17 protein-coding genes are annotated in these 19,099 nt (G+C 63.3%); 13 read left to right on the forward strand and 4 right to left on the reverse strand.

What is annotated here, in order from left to right; genetic code table 11:
• Positions 1-33: 33 nt before the first annotated feature.
• The 13 genes from E5678_RS20445 (at position 34) to E5678_RS22380 (ending at position 15,541) form a co-directional block, all read left to right on the forward strand.
• Positions 34-1,557: a UDP-N-acetylmuramoyl-L-alanyl-D-glutamate--2,6-diaminopimelate ligase gene (locus E5678_RS20445; RefSeq protein WP_136180229.1), complete on the forward strand. Its 1,524-nt coding sequence runs from the start codon at positions 34-36 to the stop codon at positions 1,555-1,557.
• Positions 1,554-2,981, forward strand: a complete 1,428-nt coding sequence (murF, locus tag E5678_RS20450) for a UDP-N-acetylmuramoyl-tripeptide--D-alanyl-D-alanine ligase (RefSeq protein WP_136180230.1) — start codon at positions 1,554-1,556, stop codon at positions 2,979-2,981. Before E5678_RS20445 ends, murF begins: the two co-directional genes overlap by 4 nt.
• A complete protein-coding gene (gene mraY, locus E5678_RS20455) occupies positions 2,971-4,149 on the forward strand; it encodes a phospho-N-acetylmuramoyl-pentapeptide-transferase (RefSeq protein WP_136180231.1) in 1,179 nt (392 codons plus the stop codon). Before murF ends, mraY begins: the two co-directional genes overlap by 11 nt.
• Positions 4,146-5,981 (forward strand): UDP-N-acetylmuramoyl-L-alanine--D-glutamate ligase, encoded by a 1,836-nt coding sequence (murD, locus tag E5678_RS20460; RefSeq protein ID WP_136180232.1) that lies wholly within the window; start codon positions 4,146-4,148, stop codon positions 5,979-5,981. The genes mraY and murD overlap by 4 nt, the downstream gene beginning before the upstream one ends.
• A complete protein-coding gene (ftsW, locus tag E5678_RS20465; protein WP_136180233.1) occupies positions 5,981-7,267 on the forward strand; it encodes a putative lipid II flippase FtsW in 1,287 nt (428 codons plus the stop codon). The genes murD and ftsW overlap by 1 nt, the downstream gene beginning before the upstream one ends.
• Complete coding sequence (gene murG / locus E5678_RS20470; RefSeq protein ID WP_136180234.1) at positions 7,264-8,343, forward strand: undecaprenyldiphospho-muramoylpentapeptide beta-N-acetylglucosaminyltransferase; 1,080 nt, start codon at positions 7,264-7,266, stop codon at positions 8,341-8,343. The genes ftsW and murG overlap by 4 nt, the downstream gene beginning before the upstream one ends.
• Complete coding sequence (murC, locus tag E5678_RS20475) at positions 8,340-9,767, forward strand: UDP-N-acetylmuramate--L-alanine ligase (RefSeq protein ID WP_136180235.1); 1,428 nt, start codon at positions 8,340-8,342, stop codon at positions 9,765-9,767. The genes murG and murC overlap by 4 nt, the downstream gene beginning before the upstream one ends.
• Positions 9,764-10,747, forward strand: coding sequence for a D-alanine--D-alanine ligase (locus E5678_RS20480; RefSeq protein ID WP_136180236.1), 984 nt, complete (start codon positions 9,764-9,766; stop codon positions 10,745-10,747). The genes murC and E5678_RS20480 overlap by 4 nt, the downstream gene beginning before the upstream one ends.
• Positions 10,748-10,761: 14 nt before the next feature.
• On the forward strand, positions 10,762-11,556 hold the full coding sequence (locus E5678_RS20485) for a cell division protein FtsQ/DivIB (RefSeq protein ID WP_136180237.1): 795 nt from the start codon (positions 10,762-10,764) through the stop codon (positions 11,554-11,556).
• A gap of 13 nt (positions 11,557-11,569) precedes the next feature.
• Entirely contained in the window at positions 11,570-12,799 is a 1,230-nt protein-coding gene (ftsA, locus tag E5678_RS20490) for a cell division protein FtsA (RefSeq protein ID WP_136180238.1), read from the forward strand.
• 213 nt (positions 12,800-13,012) lie between these two features.
• Entirely contained in the window at positions 13,013-14,221 is a 1,209-nt protein-coding gene (ftsZ, locus tag E5678_RS20495; RefSeq protein WP_136180239.1) for a cell division protein FtsZ, read from the forward strand.
• Positions 14,222-14,419: 198 nt separating this feature from the next.
• Entirely contained in the window at positions 14,420-15,343 is a 924-nt protein-coding gene (gene lpxC, locus E5678_RS20500) for a UDP-3-O-acyl-N-acetylglucosamine deacetylase (protein WP_136180240.1), read from the forward strand.
• A gap of 21 nt (positions 15,344-15,364) precedes the next feature.
• Entirely contained in the window at positions 15,365-15,541 is a 177-nt protein-coding gene (locus E5678_RS22380; RefSeq protein ID WP_168708623.1) for a hypothetical protein, read from the forward strand.
• A 455-nt stretch (positions 15,542-15,996) separates the two neighbouring features.
• Here the strand turns inward: E5678_RS22380 and E5678_RS20505 are convergent, their stop codons facing one another.
• The 4 genes from E5678_RS20505 to E5678_RS20520 all read right to left on the reverse strand — a co-directional run bounded on the left by E5678_RS20505 (position 15,997) and on the right by E5678_RS20520 (position 19,088).
• Entirely contained in the window at positions 15,997-16,614 is a 618-nt protein-coding gene (locus E5678_RS20505; protein WP_136180241.1) for a hypothetical protein, read from the reverse strand.
• Positions 16,615-16,914: 300 nt separating this feature from the next.
• Positions 16,915-17,463 carry a crossover junction endodeoxyribonuclease RuvC gene (ruvC, locus tag E5678_RS20510; RefSeq protein ID WP_136180242.1) on the reverse strand — a complete coding sequence of 183 codons (549 nt, stop codon included), beginning with the start codon at positions 17,461-17,463 and terminating at the stop codon, positions 16,915-16,917.
• A 24-nt stretch (positions 17,464-17,487) separates the two neighbouring features.
• The gene (locus E5678_RS20515) at positions 17,488-18,480 is read right to left on the reverse strand and encodes a phosphatidate cytidylyltransferase (protein WP_136180243.1); all 993 of its coding nucleotides are present in this window, start codon (positions 18,478-18,480) and stop codon (positions 17,488-17,490) included.
• On the reverse strand, positions 18,477-19,088 hold the full coding sequence (locus tag E5678_RS20520) for a lysophospholipid acyltransferase family protein (protein ID WP_168708655.1): 612 nt from the start codon (positions 19,086-19,088) through the stop codon (positions 18,477-18,479). Before E5678_RS20520 ends, E5678_RS20515 begins: the two co-directional genes overlap by 4 nt.
• Between the last annotated feature and the right edge of the window lie 11 nt (positions 19,089-19,099).

Here is a 19,099-nt window from a genome sequence, read left to right on the forward strand (position 1 = left end):
TGCCATGGCCGGAGGTTCAAGGTGAGCGTCGAGATGAATACGCCTGTGGCGGTCGCGCAGTGGTTGCGCGAGCGCGTAACGGGGGCGCTGGTGTGCGACAGCCGCCTGGTGGCGACGGGCGATGGTTTTGTGGCCTGGCCCGGCGCTGCGACCGATGGTCGTCGCTTTGTGCGTTCGGCGCTGGAGGCCGGAGCCACAGTTGCCGTGGTGGAGCGCGCCGGCGTCGAGGCATTCGATTTCGACGATGCGCGGGTCATCGCGGTGCCCGATCTCAAGGCCCAGGCCGGCGCCATCGCCAGCGCCTTCCACAGCGATCCGAGCGCATCGCTGGCCGTGGTGGCTATCACGGGAACCAATGGCAAAACCTCCACGGCCTGGTGGGTCGCGCAGTTGCTGTCGGCCGCACACACGCCCTGCGCTGTGGTCGGAACCCTGGGCATCGGCCGTCCTCCCCTGGCGGGTGAGTCCGGCCATGCCCTCGTGCCCACCGGCCTCACCACACCCGACCCGGTGCTGCTCCAGTCGCGTCTGCGCAGCATGCGCGACAGCGGCCTGGAAGCCTGCGCCATTGAGGCTTCTTCCATTGGTTTGGTCGAAGGGCGCCTCAACGCGACACGCATCCGTGTCGCGGTGTTCACCAATTTCACCCAGGACCACCTGGACTTTCACGGCAGCATGCCTGCCTACTGGGCGGCCAAGGCCAGCCTGTTCGATCGCCCGGAGCTGGCGGCAGCGGTGATCAATCTGGACGATGCCAGGAGTGCAGATTTGTTGACCGGCCTGCAAGGCCGGCCCGTCGACACGTGGACGGTGAGCGTGGGCGGCCCCGCGCGCCTGTCGGCCCAAGGGCTGACCCACACCAAGGACGGCATGCGGTTCACCATTGAAGAGTGTGACCGCCAGGGCGCCGTGTGCGCGCAAGCCACTTTGCGTCTTTCGCTGGTGGGGAAGTACAACGTCAGCAATGTGTTGTGTGGTCTTGCCACCTTGCGCGCTTTGGGTGTTGCGCTGGATGACGCTGTGAAGGCCTGCGCGTCCCTGACGCCGGTGCCGGGTCGCATGGAGCGGGCGGGAGAGGTGCAGACTGGTCAGCCGATGGTGCTGGTGGACTATGCCCACACGCCCGATGCCCTGGAGAAAGCTTTGCAAGCCCTGCAACCCATCACCGCAGAGCGGGGGGGCTCATTGTGGGTCGTGGTTGGTTGCGGTGGTGATCGGGATGCGGGCAAGCGACCCCTGATGGCCGCGGTGGCCGAGCGGGAGGCCCAGCGTGTGGTGCTGACCAGCGACAACCCGCGCAGCGAAGATCCGGCTCGGATTCTGGCGCAGATGGTGCAGGGCGTTCTGGACGCCGGCGAGGCGATGGTTGAAGTGGATCGCGCTGTCGCGATCGCAGTGGCCATCAAGGCAGCCGACGCTCGGGATGTGGTGTTGATTGCGGGCAAGGGCCATGAGGACTACCAGGATATCCAGGGTGTGAAGACCCCGTTTTCGGATCTGGGCCACGCAAGCGCCGCCTTGAAGCTGCGACCGCAGATGGCGGGAGCACAGGCATGAAAATTCTGGAGCAACTGCTGCCGCAACTGCCGAACGCCCAGTTGGTCGGGGCCTTGGCTGGTCCTATTGAGCGCGTGCACACCGACACTCGCAGTCTGCGAGCGGGCGATCTTTTTGTCGCGCTCAAGGGTGACAGCTTTGATGCCAACACGTTTTTGACCCAGGCGCAAGCGGCTGGCGCCGTCGGTGCCATCGCGCACCAGGGCCTGGCCGACGCTGGTCTGGGTGGCGTGGAGGTTCCCGACACCTTGGAGGCACTGGGCCAACTGGCCCAGCGCTGGCGGCAACAGTGGTCTGGGCCGTTGATCGCCGTCACGGGGAGCAACGGCAAGACCACGGTGACACAGATGGTCGCCGCCATTCTGCACGCCGAAGTGGGTGACGCGGCGTTGGCCACGCAGGGCAATTTCAACAACCACATTGGTGTTCCACTCACCCTGCTGCGCCTGCGCGACACCCATCGCCTTGCCGTGGTGGAGCTGGGCATGAACCACCCGGGTGAAATCGCCTACATCGCCGGACTGGCCCAGCCGACCGTGGCGCTGGTGAACAACGCGCAGCGTGAACACCAGGAATTCATGGCAACGATCGAAGCGGTGGCGATTGAAAACGGCCAGGTGATCCGGGCGCTGTCCGATGGCGGCGTTGCGGTCTTCCCCAGCGATGACGCGCACACGGCAGTCTGGCGTGGCCTCGCGGGTGCACGGGAGCAGCTGACCTTCAGCGATCGCGATCCCGCGGCCGAGGTGCAGGCTGGCCAGGCCGACTGGATCGACGGTGCATGGAGTGTGGACATCCGCACACCAAAAGGCGCGTTCAACTGCCGCTTGCACATCGCAGGACGGCACAACGTGCGCAATGCGCTGGCGGCCACGGCGTGTGCGCTGGCGGCTGGCGTGTCCCTTGAAAAAATTGCGCAAGGACTGACGCAGTTTGAGCCCGTGGGTGGCCGCTCGCGGGCCAGCGAGATCATGTGGGCATCCGGTCCCATGACCCTGGTGGACGACACCTACAACGCCAACCCCGATTCGGTGATTGCCGCCATCGATGTGCTGGCTGAGCTGCCCGGGCCGCGTCGGCTGGTGTTGGGGGATATGGGCGAAGTGGGTGACGAAGGCCTGGCGTTTCACCTGGAAGTGCTGCGCCATGCGCAGGCCCGGGGCATTGACAACGTGGATGTGGCTGGAGCCTGGATGGCGCAGGCCGTCGCGGCCTTGCAGACCGAGGGTGCAGAAGCGCCTCGTCTGTGGGGCGATGTGGACGCGCTGGCGGCCCAAATTTGCGCCACTGCGGCCGAATACCGCAGCGTGCTGGTCAAAGGATCCCGTTTCATGCGAATGGAGCGTGTGGTGAACGCCTTGCAGGCGGCGTCTGCGCGCCTGGCCCAACAACAACCCAAAAAGGATGCGTCGCATGCTGCTTAGTCTGGCCCAGTGGCTGCAAACCTTGGGACCCGAGTTCGGGTTCCTGCGGGTGGTGCAGTACCTGACCTTTCGCGCCGTGATGGCCGCCCTGACCGCCCTGATTGTGGGGTTGGTCGCTGGGCCGTTCTTCATCCGCCGCCTCACCGCGCTGAAGATTGGTCAGCCGATCCGCGACTACGCCATGCAGTCCCACATGAGCAAGAGCGGCACGCCGACCATGGGGGGCGTGCTGATCCTGTTTGCGATCGCGCTTTCCACGCTGCTGTGGTTTGACCTCTCCAACCGCTTTGTCTGGATTGTGCTGCTGGTCACCCTGGGCTTTGGTGCGATCGGATGGGTCGATGACTGGCGCAAGGTCGTGCACAAGGATCCTGAGGGCATGCGCTCGCGGGAGAAGTATTTCTGGCAGTCCGTGATCGGATTGCTTGCCGCTTTTTATCTGGTGTTCAGCGTGTCGGAAACCAGCAACCTGCGGGTGCTGGAGCTGTTCTACAACTGGGTGGTCTCGGGCTTCACCATCGACCTGCCGCCCCGTGCAGGCCTTCTGGTGCCCTTTTTCAAGGAAGTGAGCTACCCCCTGGGTGTGTTCGGTTTCGTGATCATGACCTACCTGGTCATCGTCGGATCGAGCAACGCCGTGAATCTCACCGATGGTCTCGATGGCCTGGCCATCATGCCGGTGGTGATGGTCGGGTCGGCATTGGGTGTTTTTGCCTATGTGACGGGCAGCTCGGTGTTCTCCCGCTACCTGCTGCTGCCGCACCTTCCGGGCGCTGGCGAGCTGCTGGTGTTCTGCGCGGCCATGGCCGGAGCCGGCCTGGCGTTCCTCTGGTTCAACACCCACCCGGCGCAGGTGTTCATGGGAGACGTGGGCGCGCTGGCTTTGGGCGGGGCGCTGGGCACCATCGCCGTGATCGTGCGCCAGGAAATCGTGCTGGCCATCATGGGCGGCATCTTTGTGGTCGAGGCGCTGTCGGTGATGGCCCAGGTGGGCTGGTTCAAGTACACCAAGCGCCGCTACGGCCAGGGTCGCCGCCTGCTGCAGATGGCGCCGCTGCACCACCATTTTGAGAAAAAGGGCTGGAAGGAGACCCAGGTGGTCGTGCGCTTCTGGATCATCACCATGTTGTTGTGCCTCGTGGGCCTGTCCACCTTGAAGCTGCGATGAACCACTTGAAGGACCAATCCGTTCTGATCCTGGGCCTGGGCATCTCCGGCCTGGCGATGGCGCGTTGGTGCGTGCGAGCGGGTGCCAAGGTGTCGGTGGCCGATACCCGGGCACAGCCCCCGCAGCTGGGCGTTTTGCGGGAGCAATGCCCTGAGGTGGCTTTCCTTCACGGCGCCTTTGACCGGGAATTGATGGACCGGTGTGGTTGGCACCTGATCGCCCGCAGCCCCGGCCTGGCCCCGGCGGCATTGAGCGGTGTGCGTGAATGGGCGGAGGAACACGGCGTCCCCCTCTGGGGTGAGCTGGACCTGTTTGCGGCTGCGTTGGGTGAATTGGGCCAGCGCGCTGAGTGGGCTTACCGCCCCAAGGTGCTGGCCATCACGGGAACCAACGGCAAAACCACCGTGACGGCCCTGACCGGTTTGTTGCTGGAGCGCTGCGGCGTGCCGGTCGCGGTGGCGGGCAACATTGGCCCGGCGTTGCTGGATGTGTTGTCGCAGGCTTTGGATGCCGAGGCCACGGCCAACGAACAAGACCTTGCCGAGGCGGCCCAGCTGGCGCAAGAGGCCGCGACCACAGCCGAGGCCGAGACAGTGACGGTCCCGTCCAGCGAAACGGCGAATGAGCCGGTCCAGGGCCGTTTGGTGCATGAAGCACCTGCGACCGATGTGGAGGTTGACGCAACCGATGACGAAGCGGCTGATGAAGCCGGTTCGGTGGACGCGGAGGAAGAGGGCGCGGCTCCCTTGCTGGTGCCACCACCGGTGGAGCCCCCTCAACCGCCCCATTTGCCTGCAGTCTGGGTGCTGGAGCTTTCCAGCTTCCAGCTCGATGCCACCGCCGGTGGACCCTGGGATGCGGTTCCAACGACCGCCACGGTGCTCAATATTTCCGAGGACCATCTCGACTGGCATGGTTCGTTGGACGCGTATGCGCAGGCCAAGGCCGCAGTGTTCGGGCAACAAGCCCTGATGCTGGTCAACCGCAACGACCCCCACACGCTGGCGTTCGTGCCGCCAATGGTCACGGTGAAAATCAGCGGCCGCAACCGCCAGCAACCCGCACGCCCTTGGGCCAGTTTTGGGCTGGACGAGCCTGTGCGGGCTGGCGACTGGGGCCTGGAAACGGTCAACGGTATGACCTGGTTGGTGCGCGCACTGGCCGTGGACGAAACCCGCAAGAAGGGTCGCAACCAGGACGACGAAGAAGATCTGTATTTCCAACGGCTGATGCCCGCCGATGCGCTGCGCATCCGAGGGCGGCACAACGCCGCCAATGCTTTGGCGGCGCTCGCGCTGGCCACGTCGACTGGCGCACAGCTGGCGCCGATGCTCCACGGCCTGCGCGAATACCGCGGCGAACCGCACCGGGTTGAATCCGTGGCGCTGATTGAAGGCGTGGAGTACTTCAATGACAGCAAGGGAACCAACGTCGGTGCGACGCTGGCCGCCATTCAGGGTTTGGGCGCTGAGCGGCACCTGGTCCTGATCCTTGGGGGTGATGGCAAAGGGCAGGATTTTTCGCCGCTGGCACCCGCCTTGGCGCAGCACGCCCGTGCCGTTTTCCTGATTGGGCGCGATGCCCCTGCGATCCGTGCCAGTGTCCACGCCGCCCTGTCTGATGCAGGGGTACCGCTGGACGACGCAGCCAGCCTGGTCGATGCGGTCCAGCTGGCGGCAGGCGCTGCGTTGTCGGGCGATGCCGTGCTCCTGTCGCCGGCGTGTTCCAGTCTCGACCAGTTCGACAACTACCCACACCGTGGCCGGGTGTTTGTACAAGCCGTTGCCGATATCGCGCATGAGCACGGTGTGGATATGGAGGGCACTTTGTGATGAAGGCCCTTCGTGCAACTTTCAAAAGCTGGCGAGACAGTGTTGTCGCCCAGCTGCCGCGCTTGGTGGGCTTGCGCCCGGCCACGGGCGATGGCCTGCCTGTGCGCCTTTCGAATCGCACCTACGCCGGCACCCGCAGCACGCCCGTGGGCGAGCTGGGTTTTGATCAGCCCTTGGTTTGGGTGATCGTTGCCCTGCTGTCGTGGGGCATCGTCATGGTGTATTCGGCCTCCATCGCATTGCCCGACAACCCCCGTTTTGCCAATTACGCCTCGACCCATTTTGTGATGCGCCATGGCATTGCCATCGCCATTGGGCTGATCGGGGCGATGGTGGCCTTCCAGTTTTCCATGAACAGCTGGGAGCGCATGGCGCCCTGGCTGTTTGCACTGGCCCTGCTGCTGCTGGTTCTGGTGTTGATTCCCTTCATCGGCAAAGGCGTCAATGGCGCACGCCGCTGGTTCTCGCTGGGCATCATCAATTTCCAGCCGTCCGAGCTCGCCAAGCTCACGGTCTTGCTCTACGCCTCCGATTACATGGTCCGCAAGATGGAGGTGAAGGAGCGCTTCTTCGCCGCCGTGTTGCCCATGGCAGTGGCGCTCGCCGTTGTGGGCATGTTGTTGCTGGCCGAACCCGACATGGGTGCCTTCATGGTGATCGTGGTCATCGCCATGGGTATCCTGTTTCTGGGCGGTGTGAACGCCCGCATGTTTTTCCTGATTGCCCTGGTGGTTGTCGGTGCGTTTGCCCTGATGGTCATGATGAGCGAATGGCGTCGGGAGCGCATCTTTGCCTATCTCGATCCCTGGAGCGCCGAATACGCGTTGGGCAAAGGCTATCAGCTGTCGCACTCCTTGATTGCCTTTGGCCGGGGTGAAATTTTCGGCGTGGGCCTGGGTGGCAGCGTGGAGAAGCTGCACTGGTTGCCCGAAGCACACACCGACTTCCTGCTGGCCGTGATCGGTGAGGAGTTTGGTCTGGTGGGTGTGCTGATCCTGATCGGTGTCTTTCTCTGGATGATTCGCCGCATCATGCACATTGGCCGACAAGCCATCGCACTGGACCAGGTCTTCTCCGGCCTGGTGGCCCAGGGCATTGGCCTGTGGATGGGTTTTCAGTGTTTCATCAACATCGGCGTGAATCTGGGGGCCTTGCCGACCAAAGGCCTCACCTTGCCCCTCATGAGCTACGGCGGATCGGCCATCCTGCTGGAATTGATTGCCTTGTCCATCGTCCTGCGCGTGGATTATGAGAACCGTTTGTTGATGAAGGGAGGTCGCTCATGAGCCGCCAACCCTGCGCCCTGATCATGGCTGGCGGCACCGGCGGGCATATCTTCCCGGGCCTTGCCGTGGCCGAGGCCTTGCACGAACGCGGCTGGCGGGTGCACTGGCTGGGCTCGCCCGGCAGCATGGAAAGCCGGCTGGTACCCCCCCGGGGCTTTGCGCTCGAGACAATCGACTTTGGTGGCGTGCGTGGCAAAGGGATCAAGACCCTGGTGTTGCTGCCGCTGCGTTTGCTCAGGGCCTTCTGGCAGGCGCTTCAGGTCGTGCGCCGGGTCCGCCCCGACGTCTTGGTGGGCTTGGGGGGCTACATCACTTTCCCGGGCGGCATGATGGGCACCCTTTTGGGCAAGCCCATGGTGCTGCACGAGCAAAACTCGGTGGCGGGCATGGCCAACAAGGTGTTGAGCGGACTCGCTGACCGGGTGTTCACCGCTTTCCCCCACGTGTTTGCAAAAGCCGAATGGGTGGGCAACCCCTTGCGCAGTGAGTTCCTGCGCCAGCCAGGGCCTGCGCAACGCTGGCAGGGGCGAACCGGCCCGCTGCGCTTGCTGGTGGTCGGTGGCAGCCTGGGCGCCAAGGCGCTCAACGACACCGTGCCCCAAGCACTCGCCCTGTTGCCCGTGGATCAACGGCCGACCGTGTTGCACCAGAGCGGTGAGAAACAGATCGACGCCTTGCGCGCCAATTACGCTGCGGCTGGCGTGACCGCCGATCTGACCCCCTTCATTGATGACACGGCCCAGGCCTTTGCCGACGCGGATCTCATTCTCTGCCGCTCAGGCGCCAGCACGGTTACCGAGATCGCTGCGGTGGGGGCCGCCGCCCTGTTTGTGCCTTTCCCCTTTGCCGTGGATGACCACCAGACCACGAATGCCCGCTTTCTGGTTGAGGCCGGGGCCGCCTGGCTCGTGCCGCAAACCGAGCTGACGCCTGCCATGCTGGCCGAACGCCTGAAGACCGTGACACGTGACCAACTGCTGAACATGGCGTTGAAAGCCAAACAAATGCAAAAAACCGATGCTGTGCAAGCCGTTGTGGCCGCCTGTGAACAACTTTCGAAAGTGACACCGGCATGAAACATGCCATTCGCCATATCCATTTCGTCGGCATCGGTGGCTCCGGCATGAGCGGCATCGCCGAGGTCCTGCTGAACCAGGGTTACCGCATTTCGGGCAGCGACCTGGGCGAGAACGCGGCCACACGGCGCCTGGTGTCGTTCGGCGCCGAGGTATTCCTGGGCCACGATGCGCGGTACATCGAAGGCGCGGATGCCATCGTGACCTCGACCGCAGTCAAAGAAGACAACCCGGAAGTCGTGGCAGCCCACGCCAAGTTGATCCCAGTGGTGCCACGGGCGGTGATGCTGGCCGAGTTGATGCGCATGAAAAAGGGTGTGGCCATTGCCGGCACCCACGGAAAAACCACCACCACCAGTCTGGTGGCGAGTGTGTTGGCCGCCGCCGGCATGGATCCGACGTTTGTCATCGGCGGGCGCCTCAACAGCGCGGGAGCCAACGCCCAATTGGGCTCGGGCGAGTACATCGTGGTCGAAGCCGACGAATCCGATGCCTCGTTCCTGAACCTGTTGCCGGTGGTGTCGGTGGTGACCAACATCGACGCCGATCACATGGACACCTATGGGCACGACTTCGAGCGGCTCAAGGGCGCCTTCATCGAATTCCTGCACCGCATGCCCTTCTACGGCGCGGCCGTGGTTTGTGTGGACGATGCGGCGATCCGCGACATCCTGCCGTTGATCGCACGACCGATCACCACCTACGGCTTCGCCGAGGACGCGCAGTTGCGCGCAGTCAATGTGCGGCCTGTGGCCGGTGAAATGCACTTCACGGTCCAGCGGGCCAACAACACTGGCTCCCTGCCCGATCTTGACGTGGTGCTGAACCTGCCGGGCAACCACAACGTGCTCAACGCGCTCGCGGCCATCGGTATCGCCGAAGAGCTGGGTGTGCCGGACGCTGCGGTGGTGAAAGCGTTGGCCGAATTCAAGGGCGTGGGACGCCGCTTCCAGCACTACGGTGAAGTGGCGCTGCCTTCGGGTGGTACCTGCACCCTGGTGGACGACTACGGTCACCACCCGGTGGAAATGGCCGCGACCTTGTCCGCAGCGCGCGGAGCGTTCCCAGGCCGGCGCCTGGTGCTGGCCTTTCAGCCCCACCGCTACAGCCGAACACGCGACTGCTTCGAAGACTTTGTGAAGGTCATCGGCCAGGCCGATGCGGTGCTGCTGGCCGAGGTGTATGCCGCTGGCGAATCGCCTATCGTGGCCGCCGATGGCCGCTCTCTCGCACGCGCCTTGCGGGTGGCGGGCAAGCTTGAGCCGGTGTTCGTCGATGAGATCTCCGCCATGCCGCAGGCCATCCTGGACAACGCACAGGATGGCGACGTGGTGCTGTGCATGGGCGCGGGCACCATCGGGGCCGTCGCTGGCCAGACCGTGGAGCTGGCGCAAGCCGCCGCCGAGAAAGCAGAACCAGCATGAACACAAACCAACTGAACCTTCCCGCTGTCGATCCCAAGGCCATGGGCAAAGTGGCCGTCCTCCTGGGCGGCCGCTCGGCCGAGCGCGAGGTCTCCTTGATGTCGGGCAACGGTGTCCTGACGGCGCTGCGGGCCAAGGGCGTCGACGCACACCCGTTTGATCCGGCCGCACGCGAGTTGAGCGAACTCAAGCATGAAGGTTTTGACCGGTGTTTTATCGCCTTGCATGGCCGATTCGGCGAAGACGGCACGGTGCAAGGAGCGCTTGAGCTGATGGGCATTCCCTACACCGGCCCTGGTGTCATGGCCTCCAGCGTGGCCATGGACAAGCTCATGACCAAGCGCATCTGGATCGCCGAAGGCCTGTCCACTCCCGCCTGGCGGCAGGTCAGGAGTGCAGCAGATACCCGCGCGGCTTTCGCTGATCTCGGATCGCCCATGATCGTCAAGCCGGTGCGCGAGGGTTCAACCATCGGGCTCACCAAAGTGACCACGCTGGAGCAATGTGAAGCGGCCTATGCGCTGGCCTCGCTGCAAGATCCCATGGTGATGTGCGAGCAGTTCATCGCAGGCGACGAAGTGACTTGCCCGGTGCTGGGCACGGGTGACCAGGCGCGTGCCTTGCCTGTGATCCGCATCGTGGCGCCTGACGGCAACTACGACTACCAGAACAAATACTTCACCGACGACACCCAGTACCTCGTGCCCTGCGGATTGCCCGAGGGCGAAGAAGAGCGCATCCAGGCGCTGGTCCTGAAAGCCTTCCTCACGCTGGATTGCCGTGGCTGGTCGCGTGCCGACGTGATGATCGACGCCACCACCCGCCAGCCCTACCTGCTGGAAATCAACACCTCGCCCGGCATGACCGGCCATTCGTTGGTGCCGATGTCGGCGCGCGCGGCTGGCCTGTCTTACGAAGACCTGTGTTTGTCCCTGTTGGCCGGCGCATTGCTGGACAACGCTGTTTCCACGCACGGCTAACAACCCGCCCCGCCATGTCCCAACCCGACCTTCCATTGGACGTCAAACTCATGACTGTGGTGACCAACACCCTGGTGATGGTGTTCGCCGTCCTGTGCCTGGTGGCTTTGGGCAACTGGGTGCTGCGCCACCCCTTCTGGGCGGTGCGCTCCATCACCGTGCAAGGCGAGGTGGACCACCAGAACGCTGTGGGGCTGCGCGCGCAGCTCGCCTCGTCCTTGAAAACCAATCTGGCCGGCGGCTTGCTGGCGCTCGACCTGCAACCCGTGCGCGCAATGTTTGAATCGGTGCCCTGGGTGCGCCATGCCCGCGTGCAAAGGGACTTCCCCAACAGCCTGCGTGTGACGCTGGAAGAGCACCGTGCGGTGGCCTGGTGGGGACAAGCGGGTTCGGGCTACCTCGTCAGCCGGATGGGCGAAGTGTTTGAGGCCAGTCCGGATGAGGGCGAAGGTTTGCCTGAGCTGGCGGGTCCGCCAGAACTGTCTGGACGTGTCTGGGATTTGTTCCAGATCCTTTCTACCGAATTCAAGCGCCTGGAGCTTGAAATCGTGCGGCTCGAGCTCACCGACCAAGGCAGCTGGCGTGCCACGCTGGACAGCGGCGCAGCCATCGAACTCGGCCGTGGTGAATCGGCCGAGCTGCTGGAGCGGGTTCACCGTTTCACCGCCACGCTCAGCCAGCTCACGCAACGTTATCCAGGCGCCGTGCAATCGGTCGACCTGCGTTATCCCAACGGCTACGCCCTGCGCATGCGCGGCGTGACCACCGTCACCGAAGACGGCCCTTCTTCCACCTCAAAGACCCGGTAAACAAGAAACGATCATGGCCAAGGAATACAAGGATCTGGTGGTTGGACTCGACATTGGCACCGCCAAAATCATGGTGGTGGTGGCCGAGGTCCAGGCCAATGGCGAACTCAAGCTCGCGGGCCTGGGCGTCTCGGCCAGTCACGGCCTCAAGCGCGGCGTGGTGGTCAACATCGACGCGACCGTACAAAGCATCCAGGCGGCATTGAAAGAGGCCGAACTGATGGCCGACTGCCGCATTGCCCGTGTGTACACGGGCATCACCGGCAGCCACATTCGTGGCATCAATTCCAGTGGCATGGTGGCGATCAAGGACCGAGAAGTCACCCAGGCCGATGTGGCCCGCGTGATTGAAACGGCCAAGGCCATCAACATTTCGACCGATCAGCGCCTGCTGCTGGTGGAACCCCAGGAGTTTGTGATCGACGGCCAGGAGGTCAAGGAACCCATTGGCATGAGCGGCATACGCCTCGAAGCCAAGGTGCACATCGTCACGGGTGCCCAGAGCGCTGCAGAGAACATCATCAAGTGTGTGCGCCGCTGCGGCCTGGAAGTGGACCAGCTCATGCTCAACCCCCTGGCCTCCAGTCAGGCGGTGTTGACCGAAGACGAAAAAGAACTGGGCGTGGTGTTGGTGGATATCGGCGCCGGAACAACCGATGTGGCGATTTTTGCGGGGGGGGCCATCCGCCACACGGCGGTGATCCCGATCGCCGGTGACCTGATCACCAGCGACATCGCCATGGCGCTGCGCACCCCGACCAAAGACGCCGAAGACATCAAGGTGGAAAGCGGTTGCGCCAAACAGCTGTTGGCCGACCCGGACACGCAGGTGGAGGTGCCCGGTCTGGGTGACCGCGGCCCACGCATGCTGAGCCGCCAGGCACTGGCGGGTGTGATCGAGCCGCGGGTCGAAGAAATTTTCGCCCTGGTGCAACAGGTGGTGCGGGAATCGGGCTTCGAGGAAGTGCTGTCCTCGGGCATCGTGCTCACCGGCGGCAGCGCAGTGATGCCCGGCATGGTCGAGCTGGGGGAAGACATCTTCCTCAAGCCGGTGCGCCGCGGCATGCCGCACTACGCCAGCGCGTTGTCGGACATGGTGGCGCAGCCCCGTTCGTCCGCTGTGATGGGCTTGCTGGAAGAAGCCCGGCTGGCCCGCGTTCGTGGCCACAAGGTGGCGCAGAAAGCGGGCTCCATGCAAGGCGCACTGGAGCGCGTGAAAAACTGGTTTGTGGGGACATTCTGATGAACAACACACACAGGCATACCCGTTTGTCTTCGCGCCACGATCCGGGGGCGGGCGGTCCACCACCCCGCCGACGAAGGCCGGTGGCCCAGTGCGGAAAAGGCACCGGGCCGCCCCGCGAACAGGCCTGACAATAGCGGCAAGAAAACCCATTTGAATTTTTAAGAATCGCCCGGCTACTCCAGGTCGCCAGGGCACCAACAGGAGAGTGTTATGACCATCGAAATGATTGAAGTGGAAGAGTTCAACCAAGGCACACAGATCAAGGTGATCGGCGTGGGCGGCGGCGGCGGCAATGCGGTGGACCACATGATTGCGCGTTGTGTGCAAGGCGTGGAGTTCATCTGTGCCAACACCGATGCCCAGGCGCTGACCCGCAGTTCGGCAACGCGCACCATCCAGCTCGGCGCGACCGGCCTGGGTGCCGGCAGCAAGCCCGAAAAGGGTCGCGACGCCGCTGAAATGGCCATCGACGAAATTCGCGCGGCCATCGACGGCGCTCACATGCTGTTCATCACGGCCGGCATGGGCGGCGGCACCGGCACCGGCGCCGCGCCGGTGATTGCCCGCGTGGCCAAGGAAATGGGCATCTTGACGGTGGGCGTGGTCACCAAGCCTTTCGACTTCGAAGGTGGCAAGCGCATGCAGAATGCCGACGCCGGCCTGGCCGAGCTCGAAGCCAATGTGGACTCGCTGATCGTGGTGCTCAACGACAAACTGCTGGAAGTGCTGGGGGACGACGTCACGCAGGACGAAGCCTTTGCCCATGCCAACGACGTGCTCAAGAACGCCGTCGGCGGTATTGCCGAAATCATCAATGAGTACGGCAACGTCAACGTCGACTTCGAAGACGTGCGCACCGTGATGGGTGAGCCTGGCAAGGCCATGATGGGCACGGCCGTGGCCGCTGGCCCGGACCGCGCCCGCATCGCGGCCGAACAAGCTGTCGCCTGCCCGCTGCTGGAAGGCATCGACCTGTCGGGCGCCAAGGGCGTGCTGGTGCTGGTCACGGCCGCGAAGGGTTCGCTCAAGCTGTCCGAGTCCAAGCTGGCGATGAACACCATCCGTGCCTACGCCTCGCCCGAGGCACACGTCATCTACGGCGCGGCCTACGACGAAACCCTGGGCGATGAAATGCGCGTGACCGTTGTGGCCACCGGTTTGTCCCGTCAGAACGCACGCCGCACGGCGCCGCCCCTGCAGGTGCTGCGTACCGGTACCGACAACGTGCCGTTCCACGTCCCATCGTCGAATGCCGGTACGGGTCCCGTGGGTGTGGCGCAGCCTGATTACAACGCCATGGCGACCCCCAGCGTCTGGCGCACGAACCGCACGCAGGCAGCCGCCAAAGTGGACGCGCTGTCTTCGGGTGGCATGGACGACTTCGAGATTCCAGCCTTCCTCCGCAAACAAGCCGATTGATCGACGCAAAGCTACTGCGCACTCCGATTTGACGCTTGCAGTGCTCGCCGTACGTGAGTACGGCTCCGCGCTTCAGCGTCACCTCGGAGCGCTCGCTACGCTTTTCGTTCGATCCATCTCACAGAGGATTGGTTTTTTAGATCTCAGGAATAGAGTTTGCTGTCTCACAAACGGCGGATGAAAAACTAAAATACCCGAATGCTGGCTCAACGTACCCTCAAATCCTTGTCCAAAGCGGTCGGTGTCGGCCTGCACAGCGGGCAGCGGGTGGAGTTGACGCTGCGTCCCGCTGCGCCCGACACCGGCATCGTGTTCCGGCGTGTGGATTTGCCTGAGCCGGTGGACATCCCGGTGTCGGCGGAATCGGTCACAGACACCCGTCTGGCATCGACCATTTCCAATGGTGGGGCCAAGGTGCACACCATCGAACACCTGATGAGCGCCGCGGCGGGCCTGGGACTGGACAATCTGTATGTCGACATCACCGCCGAAGAGGTGCCCATTCTTGATGGCTCTTCGGCTTCATTTGTCTACCTCTTGCAAAGCGCGGGCATCGCGGTGCAGGCGGCGCCCAAGCGCTTTATCCGCGTCAAGAAATCCGTTGAGGTGCGCGAAGGTGAAGGCCGCAGCCTCAAGTGGGCCCGTCTGGACCCCTACCACGGCTACAAGCTGGCGTTTGAAATCGAGTTCGACCACCCGGCCGTGAATTCCAGCGGGCAGCGGGTGGAGTTCGATATGGGCAGCGGCCGGTACGCGCGCGAAATCGCCCGTGCCCGCACCTTCGGTTTCACCCGGGATGTCGAGATGATGCGGTCGCATGGCTTGGCGCTGGGCGGTGGGCTGGATAACGCCATCGTGATGGACGATGTCAAGGTACTCAATGCCGATGGCTTGCGCTACCAGGACGAATTCGTCAAGCACAAGATCCTGGACGCGATCGGGGATCTCTATGTGATTGGCAAGCCACTGCTGGCAGCCTATAGCGCGTTCCGCTCGGGCCACGCCATGAACAACCAGTTGCTGCGCGCCTTGTTGGCCCAGCCCGACGCCTACGAAATCGTGACCTTCCAGCAAGACCGGGATGCGCCGGCCGGCTTCGCCCAGCTCGCGCCCGCCTGGTAAAGCTGAGCCTGGGAATTCTCCATGGTGCTGTTCCGATTCGCTATCTTCTTTCTGTTGCTGGCCGCAGGCGTGTCGTTCGCGTTTTACATTGGTACAGGCCAGCAGCGTTATCGCGCCTGGGGGCTCAAGATCCTGAAATGGACCTTGATAGCGGCCCTGGGTTTCTTCGGCGTGCTGGTCCTTGAGCGGTTGCTTTAGCGCCTAGTCAGGTCGGGTCTGAAGCGCCCGATGGCCCTGTTCAATGGCGACGGCATGCATAAAAACGACCGCAACAGGGCCTGCCTGGACTCGATCAATGCGAACGACCTGCCCCCCCGAAATGGAATTCATCAAGACCGACGTGGCTTGAGCGCAGATGATCGCCAAGGCCCCTGCGCGGCAGAAGGAACATCGGCTGCAACCCGAGAGAAACCGGTCTCGCACGGTACGACCGCCTGCGCCCAGGGGGCACCCTGGGCTTCTCGGTATCACCGCGCGATCTTCGGTTTTCACGAGTTTCGCTGCGACGCCTTCTGCCACGCGGACTCCCAGCGCTTGCGTAAAAAAGGCGCGCGTCCACCAGGGACCTTGTGCGGCTGGCGAGCGAGAGGTGCAGCTGGGCGGCCTTGCTTGCCGCAGGTTCCCAACTGACCGGGTGCGGGTGATGCCCGATCTTAGAAGGCCCCGACCATGTCCTCGCGCTCGATGTGGCGCGGTTCCTTTCTCGTGCGGTATTGTGCCCAGGCCACCAGGCCAAACATGCCTGCGAACCCACCAGCCATCAAAGCGAAGTAGGGGGTGAGCAGGAGCATGAGGGGGTATTTCCACGAGAGGGGACGGCCAACGCCCAACAAGGCGGCATAGAACCAGGACGTTGCGGAGAAGGTGCCGGTGAACAGGGCGACCGCGCGCTGACCCCAAGACAGGTTCAAGAGGCTTTTGGCCTTCATCATCAGGGGCAGTACGGTGTTGTGCAGCAGGATGCCGTTGAGCGTGAGCACGCAGACGATGATGATTTTGGCTTGCAGCTTCGGATTGTCGAAGTAGCCCATGCCTTTGCCGGCGACGTCGATCGCGACCAGTACCGCGCCGGAGATCCAAAGCGCCACCAGGGCAAGGGTCACGGTCTTTTGCAGGCTTTGCAGGTGTTTGGGATCCTCACCGCGATAAGGATCGCCGGAAACCAGTTGCCGGACCGCGGCAAAGTCGCTGACGAGTATGGCCCCGATGGCGACCGAGCAAGCGATGAGGTGCCCGTACACAATAGTCAGGCGGAAAAATTCGAGTTCCATGGAAATTCCAGATGAGAGTTGGCAAGAGCAAGCGGCCGTTGGTTGAACAGCCGTGGGTCGGACGTGGAATGCCCTGACACCATGCCTTGACTGTGTCACTGGATTGCGTGGAAAGCTGTGCCTTGTTGAAACCAAAGGTCTGGCTGCATTGACATTTGTCAACTCAGAAAAATCGCTAAATACCCACGTTCTCCAAATGAAAACCAAAAAATCGTGGCCGCTTCACCGGGCGCTTGGCACCTCTCCGCCATGTACCTTTGTTACGAACTTAAGGTAGAAAATGGCGTCTTCAGAAGCCTGTCAATAGCTCCGGCCGCCTTTGTAAGCCGCATGGGTGCGGGCTTGCAAGGGGCTGACCTTGTTGATGGCCGCCATCGACCTCGCCACCTGCGCATGGGTGATGCAAAGCCCCAGTGCATCGGCGGCATCTTTGCCGGGCAAGCCGGGCAGGCTCAGCAAGCGTTTGACCATTTCCTGCATTTGCGCCTTGTCCGCCCGACCGTAGCCCACCACCGCCTTCTTCAGCTGCAAGGCGGTGTATTCGGACACGCCAAGGCCGTTGGCGACCAGGGCCGTCAGGCAGGCGCCCCGTGCCTGTCCCAGAAGCAATGTGGCCTGAGGATTGACGTTGACGAACACGATCTCACAAACCGAAACTTCGGGTTGATAGCGCTTGACCACTTCGGTGATGCCGTCAAAAATAATTTTGAGTCTGGCGGGTAGCAGCGCCCCGTCCTTGGGGCTGGTTTGTATGGTGCCGCTGGCGACATAGTGCAGCGCTGGTCCCTCGGTGTCGACGACGCCGAAGCCGGTGCATTGCAAGCCAGGGTCGATGCCAAGAATACGCATAGGGTCTACACCTGTGTCTCAGGCTCAGAGCCCGAACTTCCAGCGAACGGAATGGAAGAAAACGGGGGCTGCAAAACACAGCGCGTCCACCCGGTCGAGCAAACCGTTGGCGCCGGTGACCGAGCGCCCGGCCGAGCCCCAGTGGGTGACGCCACGGTCGCGTTTGATGGCTTTCATCACAAGGTGGCCGAAGCTCCCCGCCATCGCTGCGACCAGGGCCATGGCCATCGCGGGCAGGGGTTTGAAGGGGGTGAAACCTGCAAGCGCCGCGCCCAGCAGTCCGCCAGCCATCACCCCTGCGGCCCAACTGCGCCAGTGAAAGCTCTGGCTGATGGCGGGTGCCACGGGTTGGCTCAAGCGGTGCGCCACCACATGCTGGACCAGCATGGCGGTTTGCACCACGAGCACCAGAAAAAACACCAGAAAGGCCATCTTTCCATCAAAGCCCGGGAAATCCAGCAAGAGCAGGGCGGGTACATGGCTCATGCCATAGACACAGACCATGATGCCCCACTGCAGCTTGGCATTGCGCTCCAGGAAGCGGTGGGGGTCGTTGCCCAGGGCGCCCACGGTGGGAATGGCGAGGAACACATACACCGGAATGAATACCGTGAAAAGGTCAAAGTGTTCGGTCCAGACCAGCAGGTATTGCAGGGGCAACACGATAAAAAAGGCCAGCAGCAGGCTGCGGTGGTCGCCCCGGCGCGTGGGGGACAAGCTGATGAACTCCCGGAGGATCAAAAACGACACCAGAGCAAACAAGCTTGTGGCCACGCCCTGGCCAGCGGCCCAGGCCAGCCAGAACACCAACGCCATCATCCAGGAGGTGCGCAACAGGCTTTGGTAGTCCTGCAGTTTCAGGCCTCGCCGCGTGGGTTCGGGCATCTCCGTCGGGTGTTTTTCACGCAGTGACATCGCCAAGGTCACGCCGGTGGCCAGGGTCAGGAGGCCAAAGAGCACCACAAACAGCAGGCTGACCTGCTGGTCGGGGGTGAGGCTGCGCAGAAAAGAAGTCATGCGTCGCTCAGTTCAATTACCGCTTCGCGGGCTCGCACCAGAAAGTCGGCGCGCGCTTCGCCCTGTTCGAGTTGCATGGGGCTGCCAAAGGTCACGGAACACAGCATGGGCACAGGGATCACCTCTCCCTTGGGGATCACGCGCTGCACGTTGTGGATCCAGGCCGGGACCAACACCACACCGGGAAACCGTTGCGCGAGGTTGTACAGGCCCGACTTGAAGGGCTGCGGCAGCTCCTCAAAACCCCGGGTGCCTTCGGGAAAAAGGATGAGCGAGTCCCCGCTCTCCAGCGCGTCGATCAGGGGCTGCAAGGGATCCTCATCGCCCTTGCGCTCGCGTTCGATGTACACCGCATTGAACACCTCGGTCGTGATCCAGCGCTTGAGAGGTGATGCGGTCCAGTAGTCCTTGGCCGCAATGGGGCGGGTGATGCTGCGCAAGGCCGTGGGCAGCGCCGCCCAGATCAGCACCAGATCGGCGTGGCTTTGGTGATTGGCGAAGTAAATACGTTGCTCGGCCTTGGGCGGGCAACCCTGCCAGCGCGCCTGGGCCCCGGTGAGCAAACGCACCACACCCAGCAGGAACAGGCTCATGGCCTTGGCGCGCAGGTTCACGCGCG

The sequence above is a fragment of the Hydrogenophaga sp. PAMC20947 genome, from assembly GCF_004795855.1.
Taxonomy (GTDB): Bacteria; Pseudomonadota; Gammaproteobacteria; order Burkholderiales; family Burkholderiaceae_C; genus Hydrogenophaga.

Bases quoted from the DNA above. Each gene is read 5' to 3' on its own strand.
- E5678_RS20515 (WP_136180243.1), bottom strand. From the start codon at position 18,480: ATGACTTCTTTTCTGCGCAGCCTCACCCCCGACCAGCAGGTCAGCCTG.
- murD (WP_136180232.1), top strand. From the start codon at position 4,146: ATGAACCACTTGAAGGACCAATCCGTTCTGATCCTGGGCCTGGGCATC.
- E5678_RS20505 (WP_136180241.1), bottom strand. From the start codon at position 16,614: ATGGAACTCGAATTTTTCCGCCTGACTATTGTGTACGGGCACCTCATC.
- lpxC (WP_136180240.1), top strand. From the start codon at position 14,420: ATGCTGGCTCAACGTACCCTCAAATCCTTGTCCAAAGCGGTCGGTGTC.
- murF (WP_136180230.1), top strand. From the start codon at position 1,554: ATGAAAATTCTGGAGCAACTGCTGCCGCAACTGCCGAACGCCCAGTTG.
- murC (WP_136180235.1), top strand. From the start codon at position 8,340: ATGAAACATGCCATTCGCCATATCCATTTCGTCGGCATCGGTGGCTCC.
- E5678_RS20480 (WP_136180236.1), top strand. From the start codon at position 9,764: ATGAACACAAACCAACTGAACCTTCCCGCTGTCGATCCCAAGGCCATG.
- E5678_RS20445 (WP_136180229.1), top strand. From the start codon at position 34: ATGAATACGCCTGTGGCGGTCGCGCAGTGGTTGCGCGAGCGCGTAACG.
- ruvC (WP_136180242.1), bottom strand. From the start codon at position 17,463: ATGCGTATTCTTGGCATCGACCCTGGCTTGCAATGCACCGGCTTCGGC.
- E5678_RS20485 (WP_136180237.1), top strand. From the start codon at position 10,762: ATGTCCCAACCCGACCTTCCATTGGACGTCAAACTCATGACTGTGGTG.
- ftsW (WP_136180233.1), top strand. From the start codon at position 5,981: ATGAAGGCCCTTCGTGCAACTTTCAAAAGCTGGCGAGACAGTGTTGTC.
- E5678_RS22380 (WP_168708623.1), top strand. From the start codon at position 15,365: ATGGTGCTGTTCCGATTCGCTATCTTCTTTCTGTTGCTGGCCGCAGGC.
- ftsZ (WP_136180239.1), top strand. From the start codon at position 13,013: ATGACCATCGAAATGATTGAAGTGGAAGAGTTCAACCAAGGCACACAG.
- mraY (WP_136180231.1), top strand. From the start codon at position 2,971: ATGCTGCTTAGTCTGGCCCAGTGGCTGCAAACCTTGGGACCCGAGTTC.
- murG (WP_136180234.1), top strand. From the start codon at position 7,264: ATGAGCCGCCAACCCTGCGCCCTGATCATGGCTGGCGGCACCGGCGGG.
- ftsA (WP_136180238.1), top strand. From the start codon at position 11,570: ATGGCCAAGGAATACAAGGATCTGGTGGTTGGACTCGACATTGGCACC.